Source organism: Rubrimonas sp., from assembly GCF_036788415.1.
GTDB lineage: Bacteria > Pseudomonadota > Alphaproteobacteria > Rhodobacterales > Rhodobacteraceae > Rubrimonas.
In genome coordinates, this window is record NZ_DAIQNN010000029.1 from 1 (window position 1) to 13,561 (window position 13,561).

The window sequence follows — 13,561 nt, forward strand, 5'->3', positions numbered from 1 at the left end:
GGCAGTCCGGCGGGCGCGGCTTCGCCGCCGACCTCGACGACGAGATCCCGTTCTAGGGACCCCTGCGTCGCCTTGCGGCGTTCACCTCGCGTCGCGGTCATGCGCAGGCTCGATCCCGCCCCGCACGCGCAGGCGCGCGCGGGGCCCAAAAATGGCGAAGGGAGGCCCGCATGGCCGCGCAAAGTTTCGACGTCGTCGTGATCGGCGCAGGTCCGGGCGGCTATGTCTGCGCGATCCGCGCGGCGCAACTCGGGCTCAAGGCCGCAGTGGTCGAGCGCGAGCATCTGGGCGGCATCTGCCTGAACTGGGGCTGCATCCCGACCAAGGCGATGCTGCGCTCCGCGGAGGTGCTGCATCTGATGAAGCGCGCCGGGGAGTTCGGGCTGAAGGCCGAGGGGATCGGCCATGATCTCGACGCGGTGGTGAAGCGCTCGCGCGGCATCGCCAAGCAGCTCAATTCGGGCGTGGGCCATCTGCTCAAGAAGAACAAGGTCGCCGTGATCATGGGCGAAGCCCGGCTCGCAGGCCCGGGCGAAGTGCGCGTCAAGACCGACAAGGGCGAGGAGGTCCTGACGGCGAAATCCATCGTGCTCGCCACGGGCGCGCGGGCGCGCGAGCTGCCGGGGCTGGAGGCGGATGGCGATCTCGTCTGGACCTACAAGACCGCGCTCACTCCGCCGCGGATGCCGAAGAAGCTGCTGGTGATCGGCTCGGGCGCCATCGGGATCGAATTCGCGAGCTTCTATCACGCGATGGGCGCCGAGACGACCGTGGTCGAGGTGATGGACCGCATCCTGCCCGTCGAGGACGCGGAGATCTCCGCCTTCGCGAAGAAGAGCTTCGAGAAACAGGGCATCCGCATCCTGGAGAAATCCACGGTGAAGAAGCTCGACCGCAGCCAGGGGAGCGTGGCGGCGCATATCGAGACGGGCGGCAAGACCGTGACGGAGGCTTTCGACACGGTGATCTCGGCAGTCGGCATCGTCGGCAATGTCGAGGGGCTGGGGCTCGATGCGCTCGGCGTGAAAGTCGAGAAGACCCATGTGGTCACCGACGACCATTGCCGCACGGGCGTTCCCGGAATCTACGCCATCGGCGATGTGGCGGGCGCCCCGTGGCTTGCGCACAAGGCCAGCCATGAGGGCGTGATGGTGGCGGAATTGATCGCCGGAAAGCCCGCCCATCCGGTGAAGCCGGAGGCCATCGCCGGCTGCACCTATTGCCATCCGCAGGTCGCCTCGGTCGGGCTGACCGAGGAGAAGGCGAAGGCGGCGGGGCGCAAGGTGCGGGTCGGGCGGTTCCCGTTCATGGGCAACGGCAAGGCGCTGGCGCTGGGCGAGGGCGAGGGGCTCGTCAAGACCGTGTTCGACGCCGAGACGGGCGAGCTGCTCGGCGCGCATATGGTGGGCGCGGAAGTGACCGAGCTGATCCAGGGCTTCGTTGTCGCGCGCGGGCTGGAGACGACCGAGGCGGAGCTGATGCAGACCGTGTTCCCGCATCCGACGCTGTCGGAGATGATGCATGAGAGCGTGCTCGACGCCTATGGGCGGGCGATCCACTTCTGACGAAGCGGGCGGCCTGCGACATCGGGAAAAATACGATTCCGGAGTGCAGATTGATATGTGTCGCGGACAGTCGGGCGCAGGGGGCGCCGGGCGGGGCTTATCCGGTTTCGGGAGAGTTCGGACATGTCGATCGATCGCGCGGTGATGGCGCTGGCGGGGAGCTTCATCCTCCTCTCGCTTCTGCTGGGGCATTTCGCATCGCCCTGGTTCCTGCTGTTCACGGCCTTCGTGGGCCTGAACCTGCTTCAGTCGGCCTTCACGGGCTTCTGCCCGGCGGCGATGATCTTCAAGCGGCTGGGGCTGCGCGCGGGGGTCGCCTTCGAGTGACGCGAAAGGCCGGGCCGCGATGAGCGGGTCTGGCGCCGCCCGTCGCCTGCGCGCCGAGCACTCGGTCGGTCGGCTTTCGGAGAACCTCCGCGAGATCGTCTATGGCGGCAATGACGGAATCGTCACCACTTTCGCCGTGGTGGCGGGCTTCGCCGGCGCCGCGATGGGCGAGAACGCGGCCCCGGTGGGCGCAGTCGCGGTGCTGCTCTTCGGGCTCGCCAACCTGTTCGCCGACGCGACGGCGATGGGCCTCGGCGCGTTCCTCTCCGCGCGCTCGCAGCGCGACGTTTATGCGGCCGTGCGGATGGGCGAAGTGCGGGAACTGCGTCTGCGCCCGGAGGCGGAGCGGGCGGAGATCCGCGACCTGCTCGCCGAACGCGGCGTGAGCGCGCCCGACGCCGAGCGGCTGGCCGAGCTCTACCTCCGCTATCCCGACCTCGCCGCCGATTTCATGATGCGCCACGAGATGGGCATGGCCGATCCGGCGGACGAGAACCCGGCGGTGACCGGCCTCGCGACCTTCGTCGCCTTCCTGCTGTTCGGCTCGATCCCGTTGATCCCCTATTTCCTGCTGCCGCCGGACGCCGCGACGTTCTCGATCTCGGTCGCCGCGACCTTCGCCGCCTTGGCGTTGCTGGGGCTGGTGCGCTGGCGCATTTCCGGAACGGGGCTGCTGCGCAGCGTCGCCGAGACCATGCTGGTCGGCGGGGTCTGCGCCGGCGTCGCCTACGCGGTGGGGCTGGCCTTCCGTCTCTGAGCGGCCCGACCAAGGCGCAAGCCGACTCAAGCGCCGATTTTTTTCGCTTCAAAAACAAAGGTCCCTAGCTAGGGCCGTCGTCTTTCAGGTCGATCTCCACTCTAGGGCCGGGTCCCCGGATCGGCGCGCGCGGCGACCGCCGAGAAGGGGGCTGGTTCCGCGAGGCGGGGCAGCGCCGCCCAGCGCCGCAACGCGAGCTCGGCGGCGGCGGAAGCGGGCAGGATGGCTGCCGCGGCCCCGCCCGCTGCGGCGGCGCGCTCGGCGGCGCGCAGGACTTCGAGCATCGCCGTCGCGCCGGCCTCGACCGAGGCCTGAATGGCGCGCGGACCCAGGCCGTCCCCAGTCTCCGACAGCAGCGCGAACCCCTGCGCCGACAGGGCGCGCGCGGCCTCCACGCCGAGTTCTCCGGACAGGGCCAGACCTGCGGCGGGAAACGACGCGAAGCGCTCGGGCGCGTCGGCGGCGTCGGCTGCGTCGCCTGCGCGCATTCGCGCCAGCACCTCGAAGCCGGCCCCGCGCGCAGCCCGCGCCCGCTCTTCCGCGCGCAGGGGAAAGGCGAGGGTGATCGGCGCGCCGACGGCCTTCAGCCCGTCGAGATCGATTTCGGTGCTCTCGACCGCCGTCAGCACGAGCGCGAGGAGGGCCGCGTCCGGCGTCGACGGCGCGAAGACGGCGGCGTGCGACGCGGCGGGCGGCGCAGCGGCGGATGGCGCGGGCTCGGGCGCCGGCTCCGCCTCGGAGGGCGGCGCCGGGGCGAGGGGCGGGAGCGGCGCGCTCGACGCCGCCATCGCCGGAGCGACCGACGTCATGGCTGGCGGGGCTGGCGGCGTTTCGGGCGGCGCTGCGAGCGCCGGCTCCGGCGCGTGCGGAAGCGCGGTCGGCCGCTCGGGGGCCGTCTGCGCCTGAGGCGCGGCGTTGTCGGCGACAGTCGGAGGGACCTCCGTCGGGGCGGTCTCCGCAAGGTCTGGGTCTTGCTGGGCCGGCGCGGGCGTCGGAATCGCTTCGGGCGCGATCCTCGGGGCCCGTGCGACGTCCTCGACCTCTGGGGCCGGCGAGGCGACCTCGACCGTTGAAGTCGGCGCGACGACCTCGGCGGTCGGCGCCGGCGCTGGGGCGACGGGGGCCATCAGCGCGGCCTCGGCGTCGGGCGCGGCGGAAGCCGCTCCGGGGGGGCCGGTCTCCACAGGGCGCGCCTCGGAGGGCACCCGGTCCCGGTCCTCGGCCCCGAGCGACAGCGCCGCCAGCGCCGCTGCGCTGAGCGTCGCGCCGACCAGAAATCCGGAGAAGAACCCGCCGGGAACGCCCTTCGCGCCGCTCCGCCCCGCGCCGGTCGCCGCGGTCTCCGCTTGCGCCATCCGATCGTTCATCCTCGCGACCTCTGCTCGCCCGACGCGCTGCGCCGCCTTGACGACGCGCGCGCGCTCGCGCCATCCTTAAGGCCTATAGTTCGCCCGGCCAACCGGCCCGCGCCCTGCGACGACGCCTCGCCGCCGCGCCCGGGCCCGCGGTCGATGCGGGGTCCCGCATCCTCCGCGCGCGCGGTCGCGCATCTCCGGAGCCGCAAGGCCGATGATCCTGCTGATCGACAACTACGACAGCTTCACCTACAACCTCGTCCACTATCTTGGAGAGCTCGGAGCCGAGACGGTCGTGCGCCGCAACGACGAACTGACCGTCGAGGAGGCGCTCGCGACCGCGCCGGACGCCGTCGTGCTCTCGCCCGGCCCCTGCGACCCCGACCGCGCGGGCATCTGCCTGCCCCTTGCGCGCGCCTGCGCCTTGTCGCGCATGCCGCTGCTCGGCGTCTGCCTCGGCCATCAGACCATCGGACAGGCCTTCGGCGGCGAAGTTCGGCGCTGCCGCGAAGTGCTCCACGGCAAGCTGAGCGCGATCCGCCATGACGGAACCGGCCTGTTCGCCGGGCTGCCGCAGGACATGCGCGTGACCCGCTATCACAGTCTCGACGTGGCGCGCGACAGCCTGCCCGCCTGCCTGCGGGCCACCGCCGAGACCGGGAGCGGCGTGATCATGGGGCTCGCGCATCGCGACCTGCCGATCCACGGCGTCCAGTTCCACCCCGAATCCATCGCCTCCGAGCACGGCAAGGCGCTGCTGAAGAACTTTCTCGATCTCGCGGAGGCCGCCTGATGCAGGACGCAGCGTCGATCGCGGAGAGCGCGCCGGCCCCGGACATGCGCGCGCTGATCGGGCGCGCCGCCGAAGGCCCGCTCACCCGCGCCGAAGCCGAGGCAGCCTTCGCCATCATCATGACCGGCGAGGCGACGCCGGTGCAGATCGCGGGCTTCCTGATGGCGCTGCGCGGGCGCGGCGAAGCGGTCGACGAGATCGCCGCCGCCGCGAGCGTCATGCGCGCGCGCTGCGTGAAGGTGCGCGCGCCCGAAGGCGCGATCGACATCGTCGGGACGGGCGGCGACGGCAGGGGCACCCTCAACATCTCGACCGCCGCCGCCTTCGCCGTCGCCGGCGCCGGCGTGCCTGTCGCCAAGCACGGCAATCGCGCGCTGTCGTCGCGGTCGGGCGCGGCGGACGCGCTGGGCGAGCTCGGCGTGCAGGTGATGGTCGGCGCCGAGGTGGTCGAGCGGGCCATCGAGCAGGCCGGGATCGGCTTCATGATGGCGCCGATGCACCATCCCGCGATGCGCTTCGTGCAGCCGGTGCGCGTCGAACTCGGCGCGCGCACGATCTTCAACATCCTCGGGCCGCTCACCAATCCCGCCGGGGTCAAGCGCCAGCTGACAGGCGCCTACGCCCTGTCGCTGCTGCGCCCGATGGCCGAGACGCTGCGCGCGCTCGGCTCGGAGAAAGCCTGGCTCGTGCATGGCGCCGACGGCTCCGACGAGCTTTCGATCTGCGGTCCGACTGCGGTGGTGCAGCTCGACGCGGGCGCAGTCACAGATTTCGAGGTGTCGCCGGAACTCGCCGGCCTGCCGGTCCACCCCTTCGAGGAGATCGTCGGCGGAAGCCCGGCGCAGAACGCGCGCGCCCTTCGCGGGCTGCTCGAAGGCGAGAAATCCGCCTATCGCGACGCGGCGCTTCTGAACGCGGCGGCGGCGCTGATCGTCGCCGACCGCGCCGCCGACCTCGCCGAAGGCGCGGCGATGGCCGCCGAGAGCATCGACTCGGGGCGCGCGCTGGAGGCGGTGCGCGGCCTGGCCCGCGTCAGTTCGGGCGCGGCGTGAGCCGGCCGGCTCCCCCCTATACGCTCGCGGCGACGAGTTGCGGGCGGCGCGACCTGCTCGCCCGCACGCTCGGCTCGCTGCTGCTCCCCCTCGACCGCGCGGCGGAGGCGGTCGTCGCCCGCGTCGCACCGGGCGCGCGGGTGCTGCTCAATCCGGGCCGGCTCGGGCAGATGGCCTCGCTCGACCAGCTCGACGGCGAGATCGACACGCCGCTCGCCTTCCATTGCGAAGACGACTGGGAGTTCACCCGCGACGGCTTCATCGCGGAGTCCTGGGCGCTGCTGGCGGCGTTCCCCGAGATCAGCCTCGTCACCCTGCGCCCGCGCGCCGAGCCCAACCCGCCGGTGCGCGACGCGCCGGAACGCGCGCTCGGGGAGCTGCGCTGGTTCCGCGCCGACCCCGTCGCGCATCCGGAGTATTTCTGCCATTCGTTCAATCCGGGCCTGCGCCGGACGGACGACGCCCGCCGCTTCCCGCCCTTCTCGGCGCTCGGGGCGGAGGAAGATGAGAGCTGGGCCTTCAACAAGGCCGGCTTCGCCAAGGCCTATGTCGCCGAGCCCGCCGTGCGGCATATCGGCGAGGCGCGCCATCTCGACGATCCGACGCGGCCGCGCCGCGCCCGCGGCCTCGCCGCGCGGCTCCTGCGCCCGGCGCGCAAGCGCGCCAAGCGGATCGCGCGCGCGTTCGGCGCCGGGCGATGAGCCCGGGCCCGGCGCCCGTCTCCTGCTACATCCGCGCCCTGAACGAGGAGCGGATGATCGGTCGCGTTATCGAGGCGGCGCGCGCGGCGGTCGCCGAGGTGGTCGTGCTCGACAGCGGCTCGACCGACCGGACCTGCGAGATCGCCCGCGCCGCCGGGGCCCGGGTGATCGCGCAGCCCTGGCTGGGAAACGGCCGCCAGAAGCGGGCGGCGGAGGACGCCTGCGCGCATGACTGGCTGCTCGACCTCGACGCCGACGAGGTTGTGACGGACGAATTGGCCGCCGAAATCCGCGCCCTGTTCGCCGACGGGCCGCCCGCGCATGCCGTCTTCGAGCTTCGCCTGCTGACGCAGCCGCCTTTCGGGCGGCGCTGGGAGCGCGCGGCGGTCGCGTGGCGGCGCAAGCTCTACGACCGGCGCGCGCTGCGCATGCCCGACCATGCCGCTTGGGACCAGCTCGAACCTCCGCGGGGCATGAAGATCGGGCGGCTGCGCGGCGCGCTCGCGCATCATTCGTTCCGCGACGTCGAACAGTTCGTGGCCAAGCTCAACCGCGTCTCCTCGGTGCGCGCGACCGAGACGCGGCTGCGGCCATTCTGGTCGGTCGCGCTGCGCGTGGTCGCGGCGCCGCCGGTCTATTTCCTCAAGCACTGGCTGCAGCGCGGCCTCTGGCGCGAGGGGCTCTACGGCTTCGCGATCGCCGGGGCCTCGGCCTTCGGGCGATGGCTGCGCGACGTGAAGATGCTCGAACGCCACTACGCGCGCCGCAGGGACGACCGGTGAGCCTTCCGCGCGCGCTGATCGCGACACAGTGCTTCCCGCCCCGGATCGGCGGCGTCGAGACCCTGATGGCCGAGTTCGCGCGCGCGCTGGGGCGGGCCGGCTGGGCGGTGGAAGTGCTCGCGGACGGGCCGGGGCCGGACGAGCGCTGGCCGGACGGCGCGACGGTGACCCGTCGTCGCGGCTTCAAGCCGCTGCGGCGCTGGCTGAAGGCGCGGGCGCTGCGGGCCCGGCTCGCCGCCGTCGCGGCGGAGCGGGGGGCGGCGGGCGCTGCGCCCGCGCCGCTGCTGGTGGCCGACAGCTGGAAGAGCCTCGAACTGCTCGCTCCGGGCGCGGCGGAGCGGGCGGGGGCGCGGGTGCTGTGCCTCGCGCACGGGATGGAGATCCCGGCGCGCCCTTCCGCGCGCAAGGCGCGGCGGATGCGCTCGGCCTTCGCCAAGGCGACGGCTGTGGTCGCGAACTCGGCCTTCACCGCGGCGCGGGTCGCGCCGCACGTTCCCTACCGCCGCGTCGAGGTCGTGGCGCCGGGGGTCGCGGCCCCGCCCGAGCCCGACGAGGCGGCGCGCGCGGCGCTCGCGGCGCTGGTCGGGGCGGGGCGCCCGCTGATCGCGACGCTCGCCCGGCTGGAGCCGCGCAAGGGCGTAGACATGACCCTGCGCGCGGTCGCCGTCCTCGCTGCGCGCCATCCCGGGCTGGTCTATGCGATCGCGGGCGACGGGCCCGACCTCGAGCGCCTGCGCGCGCTCGCCGCGGCGCTCGGAGTGGAGGCGCGCGCGCGGTTTCTCGGGCGGGTGGACGACGGGCTCAAGGCGGCGCTGTTGTCGGAGGCCGACCTGTTCTGCATGCCGGCGCGCCGCGAGGGCGACTCGGTCGAGGGCTTCGGCCTCGCCGTTCTCGAAGCCGGCTGGTTCGGGACGCCAGCGCTCGGCGGCGCGGGCGGGGGCATGACGGATGCGATCGAGGACGGCGAGACCGGGCTGCTGTGCGACGGCTCGGATGCTGACGCCGTCGCGGACGCGCTGGGGCGGCTTCTCGACGACGCGAAGCTGCGCCGCCGGCTGGGCGCGGCGGCCCGCGGGCGCGCGCGGGCCTGCGGCTGGGACGCGACGCTGCCGCGATATCTCGCCTGCGTCGGACTCGGCTAGAGCGCAGATCGACGCGAGAGAAACCATTCCTAACCCGTTACCTTTGTTTCTAAAGGGGAACTTTTGGTCAATTGTGGCCCCGAGGTCGGTCTGCGCTCAAGGGCGGGGGCGGGGATGCGTCGGCCGGGCCGGGGGCGCCGCGTCGCAGGGGGCCGGGGGCGATTGCCCTGCGACCTTCGATCTGCCAGCACTCGGTGGACCGCACCACCGGGAGACCCGCTCATGAAACGTCGCGATTTCCTCCGCACCGCAGGCGCCGCCGCCGCCGGCGGAACGGCGCTCGCCGCCCCCGCCCTCGCCCAGTCCGCGGCCAAGGTCACTCTGGTCGGAGCGTTTCCGCGCGGCTTTCCCGGCGTCGGCGTCAACGCCGAGCGGCTCGCCGCGCGGCTGACGGCGCTGTCGGACGGCAAGCTGGAAGTGGCCTATTTCGGCGGCGGCGAACTGGTGCCGCCCTTCGGCGTGTTCGACGCGGTCTCGAGCGGGGCGGCGCAGTTCGGCCACACCGCCTCCTACTACGCCGTCGGGCAGGTTCGCGCGACGATGTACTTCACGACCTTTCCCTATGCGCTGATGCAGGAGGAACTGTCGGGCTGGATCCATTACGGCGGCGGGCAGGCGCTGTGGGACGAGGCCTATGCGCCCCATGGCGTGAAGCCGTTCTACGCCGGCGGGTCGGGCGCGCAGGCGGGCGGGTGGTTCCGCAAGCCGATCGCCAGCCTCGACGATCTGCAGGGCCTCAAGATGCGCATCGGCGGGCTCGGCGGCGACGTGATGAAGAAGGTCGGCGTCTCGACCATCCTCACCCCGCCGGCCGAGATCTTCTCCTCGCTGCAATCGGGCGTGGTGGACGCCGCCGAATTCGTCGGGCCGTGGAACGACCTTGCGCTCGGGCTCTATCAGATCGCGCCCTATTACTACCTGCCGGCGTTCCACGAGCCGGGCGCGGCGCTGGAATGCATCGTCAATCTCGACTTCTACGAGAATCTCTCGCCATGGCTGAAAACGGTGGTCGCGACCGCCGCTTCGGCCACGGCGGACGAGACCTACGCCGATTTCCGGTATCACAACACGCGGGTGCTGAAGGACCTCGTCGGGCGCGGGGCCATCGTCTCGGCCTTCCCCGCCGACGTGACGGCGGCGCTCGGCGCGGCGGCCAAGGAGGTGATCGCGGCCTATCCGCAGGGCGATCCGATGTGCGAGAAGATCCACCCGGTCTATTTCGACTATGTGCGCGACTGCGCGGCCTATGGCGCGGCGGTCGAGGGACGCGCCTATGCCGAGCGCGCGGCGGTCTGGGGCGTCTGACGCCACAAATCCGCCGCTTCGCCGGCTATGGTGCGACGTGATGAGCGCCCTGCGCGCGCCGCACCGCATCTTGGAGACGACCATGCCCGCCCGCCGCGCCCGTTCAGCGCTTAGCCCGCCGCTCGCCGCGATCGCCCTCCTCGCGACGGCGGGCCTGGGTTTCGGCGCGGCGCTTTCGGCTTCGGCCGAGGAGGGATGGTTCGTCACCGCCGCCGGCGCGCGGATCGAGACGCCGGCGCTGGCGAAGCTCGACTGCGCGGCGATGCGCGCGGTGCTCGACGCGATTGACGCGAGCGGATATCGCGCCGGCGCGCCGGAACCTCATGACGCGGCCGACGCGGCGCTGTTCGAGTACGAGAACCGCCTCTCCGCCGGCTACTACGCCGACTGCGTGCGCGCCCATGCCGAGGACGCCGCGCCGCAGGCCGCCTTCGCCGCCGGCTACGAGACGGCGGGGCAATGATGCGCGGGCCGGCGTTGACGCTCTGGACCGCCGTCGCGGTTCTGCTCGCGGACCGGCTGAGCAAATGGGCGGTGGTGGAGGCGATGGGCCTGCGCGAGCGGCTCGCCATCGACGTCGCGCCGGGTTTCGTCTCGCTGAGGATGGCGTGGAACCGCGGGGTGAATTTCGGCCTGTTCGCCGACGACGCGCCGGCCCTGCGCTTCGGCCTCGCCGGGCTCGCGGTCGCGATCAGCGCGGTGGTGGCGATCTGGGCGCTGCGCCGGCGCGAGCGGCTGTTCGGCTTCGGCGCGGGGATGCTGATCGGCGGCGCGCTCGGCAACGCATGGGACCGGGTGGCCTATGGCGCGGTCGCCGACTTCCTCAACGTGACCTGCTGCGGGATCGACAACCCCTACGCCTTCAACATCGCAGACGTCGCGATCTTCGCCGGCGCGTTCGCGCTGATCCTGGCCCCGGCGCCGGGAGAGGCGTCCGATCCCGCCGCGGAGCCCCGACGCTGATCGCCGGCGCGCGGCCCGTTGCCGGGCCCGCGCGCTTCGTGCGACAAGCCCGGGTCAGGCGATCTCGCAAGGAGCTTTCGATGCGCTCAAGGCCCTATCTCGGCGCGGCCCTCGCCGCAGCGGTCGCGACGGCGTCGGGATGCACGGTCGGCTCGGCCGACGGGCTGGGGTTGCGGCCGGCGCCGCCCGACGAATTCCTGGTGGTCGAGCGCCGCCCGCTGGAGCGGCCCTCCAATATGATGTCGCTGCCGTTGCCGCGCCCCGGGGCGCGCAGCCCGCTCGAGCCCGACCCGCAGCGCGACGCGCAGGCCGCCCTCGCCGGGCCGGTCGCCGCCGCCACGGACGGGACAGCCCCGGTCGGGGCCGCGCGGGAGGGGGCCGCGCCGGAGGGTGCCGCGCGCGCCGACGCGCCGCCGGCGACGCCTGCGCAGCAAAGCGCCGCCGAGCAGGCGCTGGTCGCCGGCGCCGGACCCGCCGATCCGGCGATCCGCGAGACGCTGGCGCAGGAGGTCTTCGTGCCTGAGCGGCGGTTCGGCCTCGACAGTCTGTTCGGCGTGAAGATCGTGCAGGACCCGCGCGACGAGGCCCGGCGCGTCCAGCCGACGCCCGAATCCGAGCGGCTGCTGACCGAAGGCCTGCCCGCGCCCGTCCGCCCGCCCGAGCCGCCGGCGGAGTGATCCCCGCGTCAGCCGACGCGGCGCAGTTGCGCCGCGCGCTCGGGCGACAGCCAGCGCGCCTGCGCCGCGACGATGGGCAGGAAAGCGGCGCCGGCGCGCGCCGCCTCGGCCACGACGGCGCCGACCGAGGCCGCCGCGCGCGCCGCCGCCTCGGCGGACGCCGCCCCGTCGAGCAGATGCGCCAGCAGCAGCGCCGAACACATGTCGCCCGCGCCCGCCGCGCGGTGGGGGACGAGCGGCGTCTCGGCAAGCCACGCGCCCGCGCCGTCGACCGCGAGCACCCCGGTCGCGCCGGGGGAGGCGGGGGCGCTGGTGACGAACACGGTCGCAGGCCCCATCGCGCGCAGCGCCTGCGCGGCGGCGACGCATCCCTCGAGCGTCGCGACGTCGCGCCCGGTCAGCCATCCCAGCTCGAAACGGTTCGGCGCCGCGACCTGCGCGATTTTCAGCCCGCGCGCGAGATACGCCTCGCCCACCGCCTCGGGCAGATAGAGCCCCGGCCCGTCGTCGCCGAGCACAGGATCGAGAAAGCGCAGCGCCGGCGCCGCGCAGGCCTCGGCGAGGTCGAAGGCGACCGACGCGGCCTCCGCCGAGCCGAGATAGCCCAGCAGAACCGCCGCGACCTGCGCCAGCCCGCCATGCGCCCGCACCCCTTCGCCGAGCGCCGAGATCTCGGCGGCGGGAAGGCGTCGGCCCCGCATGCCGGGCGTCGCGGCATGGGCGCTCAGCAGCGTCGTGGGAAGCGCCCAGACGTCGAAACCCAGCCGCTGCAGCGGAAACGTCGCCGCCTGCGCGCCGACGCTTCCCCAGACCACCTGCGACTGGATCGACAGAACCGCCGGCATCGCCCGCCCCTTCCGTTGCGCTGGAGGCTCTATCCACCGAGGGGACGCGGCCTGCAAGGCGGCGCGGCGTTTGACAATCGCCGCGCCTGAGGCCAAGCAGCGCTGCGGCGCGTCAAGGCTGCGGGGGAGCGCGGGATGGGGTTCAGATGCGGCATCGTCGGGCTGCCCAATGTCGGCAAGTCCACGCTGTTCAATGCGCTGACGCGCACAGCCGCCGCGCAGGCGGCGAATTTTCCCTTCTGCACCATCGAGCCGAACATCGGCGAAGTATCGGTGCCCGATCCGCGTCTGGAGACGCTCGCGAAGCTCGCCGGCAGCAAGGCGATCATTCCGACGCGGCTGACCTTCGTCGACATCGCGGGGCTCGTGAAAGGCGCCTCGCGCGGCGAGGGCCTCGGCAACCAGTTCCTCGCCAACATCCGCGAAGTCGATGCGGTCGCCCATGTGCTGCGCTGCTTCGAGGATGACGACGTCACCCATGTCGAGGGCCGCGTGGACCCGATCGCCGACGCCGAGACCATCGAGACCGAGCTGATGCTCGCCGATCTCGACAGCGTCGACCGCCGGCTCGCCAATCTCGCGCGCAAGCTGCGCGGCGGCGACAAGGAGGCCGCCCAGCAGGACCGGCTGCTTCGGCTCGCCAAGGTCGAGCTCGACGCGGGGCGGCCCGCCCGGCGCGCGAAGGTCGACGCCGAGGATGCGGTCATGTGGGCGACGCTTGGGCTGCTGACCGCCAAGCCCGTGCTCTATGTCTGCAATGTCGAGGAGGCGTCGGCGGCGACCGGGAACGCGCAATCGGCCAAGGTCGCCGCGATGGCCGAGGCCGAAGGCGCCGCCTGCGTCGTCATCTCGGCGGCCATCGAGGAGGAGATCGCGCAGCTCGACGACGCCGAGCGCGCGGAGTTCCTCGCCGAGCTCGGGCTGGCCGAGGCCGGGCTCGACCGGCTGATCCGCGCCGGCTACGACCTGCTGCATCTGGTGACCTATTTCACCGTCGGCCCGAAAGAGGCGCGCGCCTGGACCATCGAACGCGGCACAAGGGCGCCGCAGGCCGCGGGGGTGATCCATGGCGATTTCGAGCGCGGCTTCATCCGCGCCGAGACCATCGCCTATGAAGACTATGTCGCTGGCGGGGGCGAGCAGGGCGCGAAGGAGGCGGGCAAGTTCCGCCTCGAGGGCAAGGAGTATGTGGTGCAGGACGGCGACGTGCTGCATTTCCGTTTCAACACGTGACGTATTCTCGGGTTTTTGTGGCGCGACGCCGCGGCGCGGCGTAGGACTCGGGCGTCCGCCGAGG

Annotated in this window: 15 protein-coding genes; 13 read left to right on the forward strand and 2 right to left on the reverse strand. The window is 73.0% G+C overall.

The window, feature by feature from the left end; translation table 11 throughout:
* Positions 1-170 precede the first annotated feature (170 nt).
* From lpdA to V7Q31_RS09000, 3 genes are all read left to right on the forward strand, one after another.
* On the forward strand, positions 171-1,565 hold the full coding sequence (gene lpdA, locus V7Q31_RS08990; RefSeq protein WP_333833363.1) for a dihydrolipoyl dehydrogenase: 1,395 nt from the start codon (positions 171-173) through the stop codon (positions 1,563-1,565).
* A 123-nt stretch (positions 1,566-1,688) separates the two neighbouring features.
* Positions 1,689-1,892, forward strand: coding sequence for a YgaP family membrane protein (locus V7Q31_RS08995; RefSeq protein WP_333833364.1), 204 nt, complete (start codon positions 1,689-1,691; stop codon positions 1,890-1,892).
* 19 nt (positions 1,893-1,911) lie between these two features.
* Positions 1,912-2,649, forward strand: coding sequence for a VIT1/CCC1 transporter family protein (locus V7Q31_RS09000; RefSeq protein WP_333833365.1), 738 nt, complete (start codon positions 1,912-1,914; stop codon positions 2,647-2,649).
* Positions 2,650-2,750: 101 nt separating this feature from the next.
* Here the strand turns inward: V7Q31_RS09000 and V7Q31_RS09005 are convergent, their stop codons facing one another.
* Positions 2,751-4,004 carry a hypothetical protein gene (locus tag V7Q31_RS09005; protein ID WP_333833366.1) on the reverse strand — a complete coding sequence of 418 codons (1,254 nt, stop codon included), beginning with the start codon at positions 4,002-4,004 and terminating at the stop codon, positions 2,751-2,753.
* A 214-nt stretch (positions 4,005-4,218) separates the two neighbouring features.
* Between V7Q31_RS09005 and V7Q31_RS09010 the strand changes: the two genes are divergently transcribed.
* From V7Q31_RS09010 to V7Q31_RS09050, 9 genes are all read left to right on the forward strand, one after another.
* Positions 4,219-4,797, forward strand: coding sequence for an anthranilate synthase component II (locus V7Q31_RS09010; RefSeq protein ID WP_333833367.1), 579 nt, complete (start codon positions 4,219-4,221; stop codon positions 4,795-4,797).
* A 44-nt stretch (positions 4,798-4,841) separates the two neighbouring features.
* Positions 4,842-5,849, forward strand: a complete 1,008-nt coding sequence (gene trpD, locus V7Q31_RS09015) for an anthranilate phosphoribosyltransferase (RefSeq protein ID WP_333833416.1) — start codon at positions 4,842-4,844, stop codon at positions 5,847-5,849.
* Positions 5,846-6,550 carry a hypothetical protein gene (locus tag V7Q31_RS09020; RefSeq protein ID WP_333833368.1) on the forward strand — a complete coding sequence of 235 codons (705 nt, stop codon included), beginning with the start codon at positions 5,846-5,848 and terminating at the stop codon, positions 6,548-6,550. The genes trpD and V7Q31_RS09020 overlap by 4 nt, the downstream gene beginning before the upstream one ends.
* Entirely contained in the window at positions 6,547-7,332 is a 786-nt protein-coding gene (locus tag V7Q31_RS19190; protein WP_442976435.1) for a glycosyltransferase family 2 protein, read from the forward strand. The genes V7Q31_RS09020 and V7Q31_RS19190 overlap by 4 nt, the downstream gene beginning before the upstream one ends.
* Positions 7,329-8,474, forward strand: a complete 1,146-nt coding sequence (locus V7Q31_RS09030; RefSeq protein ID WP_333833370.1) for a glycosyltransferase family 4 protein — start codon at positions 7,329-7,331, stop codon at positions 8,472-8,474. Before V7Q31_RS19190 ends, V7Q31_RS09030 begins: the two co-directional genes overlap by 4 nt.
* A 222-nt stretch (positions 8,475-8,696) precedes the next feature.
* Positions 8,697-9,779, forward strand: coding sequence for a TRAP transporter substrate-binding protein (locus V7Q31_RS09035; protein ID WP_333833372.1), 1,083 nt, complete (start codon positions 8,697-8,699; stop codon positions 9,777-9,779).
* Positions 9,780-9,861: 82 nt separating this feature from the next.
* Complete coding sequence (locus V7Q31_RS09040) at positions 9,862-10,242, forward strand: hypothetical protein (RefSeq protein ID WP_333833373.1); 381 nt, start codon at positions 9,862-9,864, stop codon at positions 10,240-10,242.
* Complete coding sequence (gene lspA, locus V7Q31_RS09045) at positions 10,239-10,742, forward strand: signal peptidase II (protein ID WP_333833374.1); 504 nt, start codon at positions 10,239-10,241, stop codon at positions 10,740-10,742. The genes V7Q31_RS09040 and lspA overlap by 4 nt, the downstream gene beginning before the upstream one ends.
* Positions 10,743-10,822: 80 nt before the next feature.
* Positions 10,823-11,419 (forward strand): DUF3035 domain-containing protein, encoded by a 597-nt coding sequence (locus tag V7Q31_RS09050; protein WP_333833375.1) that lies wholly within the window; start codon positions 10,823-10,825, stop codon positions 11,417-11,419.
* Positions 11,420-11,427: 8 nt separating this feature from the next.
* Here V7Q31_RS09050 and pdxY read toward each other — a convergent pair whose 3' ends face one another.
* Entirely contained in the window at positions 11,428-12,264 is an 837-nt protein-coding gene (pdxY, locus tag V7Q31_RS09055; protein WP_333833377.1) for a pyridoxal kinase, read from the reverse strand.
* A gap of 135 nt (positions 12,265-12,399) precedes the next feature.
* Here pdxY and ychF point away from each other — a divergent pair, with 135 nt between their 5' ends.
* Complete coding sequence (gene ychF / locus V7Q31_RS09060) at positions 12,400-13,497, forward strand: redox-regulated ATPase YchF (protein WP_333833378.1); 1,098 nt, start codon at positions 12,400-12,402, stop codon at positions 13,495-13,497.
* Positions 13,498-13,561: the final 64 nt, after the last annotated feature.

Bases quoted from the DNA above. Each gene is read 5' to 3' on its own strand.
- lpdA (WP_333833363.1), top strand. From the start codon at position 171: ATGGCCGCGCAAAGTTTCGACGTCGTCGTGATCGGCGCAGGTCCGGGC.
- V7Q31_RS08995 (WP_333833364.1), top strand. From the start codon at position 1,689: ATGTCGATCGATCGCGCGGTGATGGCGCTGGCGGGGAGCTTCATCCTC.
- V7Q31_RS09000 (WP_333833365.1), top strand. From the start codon at position 1,912: ATGAGCGGGTCTGGCGCCGCCCGTCGCCTGCGCGCCGAGCACTCGGTC.
- V7Q31_RS09005 (WP_333833366.1), bottom strand. From the start codon at position 4,004: ATGGCGCAAGCGGAGACCGCGGCGACCGGCGCGGGGCGGAGCGGCGCG.
- V7Q31_RS09010 (WP_333833367.1), top strand. From the start codon at position 4,219: ATGATCCTGCTGATCGACAACTACGACAGCTTCACCTACAACCTCGTC.
- trpD (WP_333833416.1), top strand. From the start codon at position 4,842: ATGCGCGCGCTGATCGGGCGCGCCGCCGAAGGCCCGCTCACCCGCGCC.
- V7Q31_RS19190 (WP_442976435.1), top strand. From the start codon at position 6,547: ATGAGCCCGGGCCCGGCGCCCGTCTCCTGCTACATCCGCGCCCTGAAC.
- V7Q31_RS09035 (WP_333833372.1), top strand. From the start codon at position 8,697: ATGAAACGTCGCGATTTCCTCCGCACCGCAGGCGCCGCCGCCGCCGGC.
- V7Q31_RS09040 (WP_333833373.1), top strand. From the start codon at position 9,862: ATGCCCGCCCGCCGCGCCCGTTCAGCGCTTAGCCCGCCGCTCGCCGCG.
- lspA (WP_333833374.1), top strand. From the start codon at position 10,239: ATGATGCGCGGGCCGGCGTTGACGCTCTGGACCGCCGTCGCGGTTCTG.
- V7Q31_RS09050 (WP_333833375.1), top strand. From the start codon at position 10,823: ATGCGCTCAAGGCCCTATCTCGGCGCGGCCCTCGCCGCAGCGGTCGCG.
- pdxY (WP_333833377.1), bottom strand. From the start codon at position 12,264: ATGCCGGCGGTTCTGTCGATCCAGTCGCAGGTGGTCTGGGGAAGCGTC.
- ychF (WP_333833378.1), top strand. From the start codon at position 12,400: ATGGGGTTCAGATGCGGCATCGTCGGGCTGCCCAATGTCGGCAAGTCC.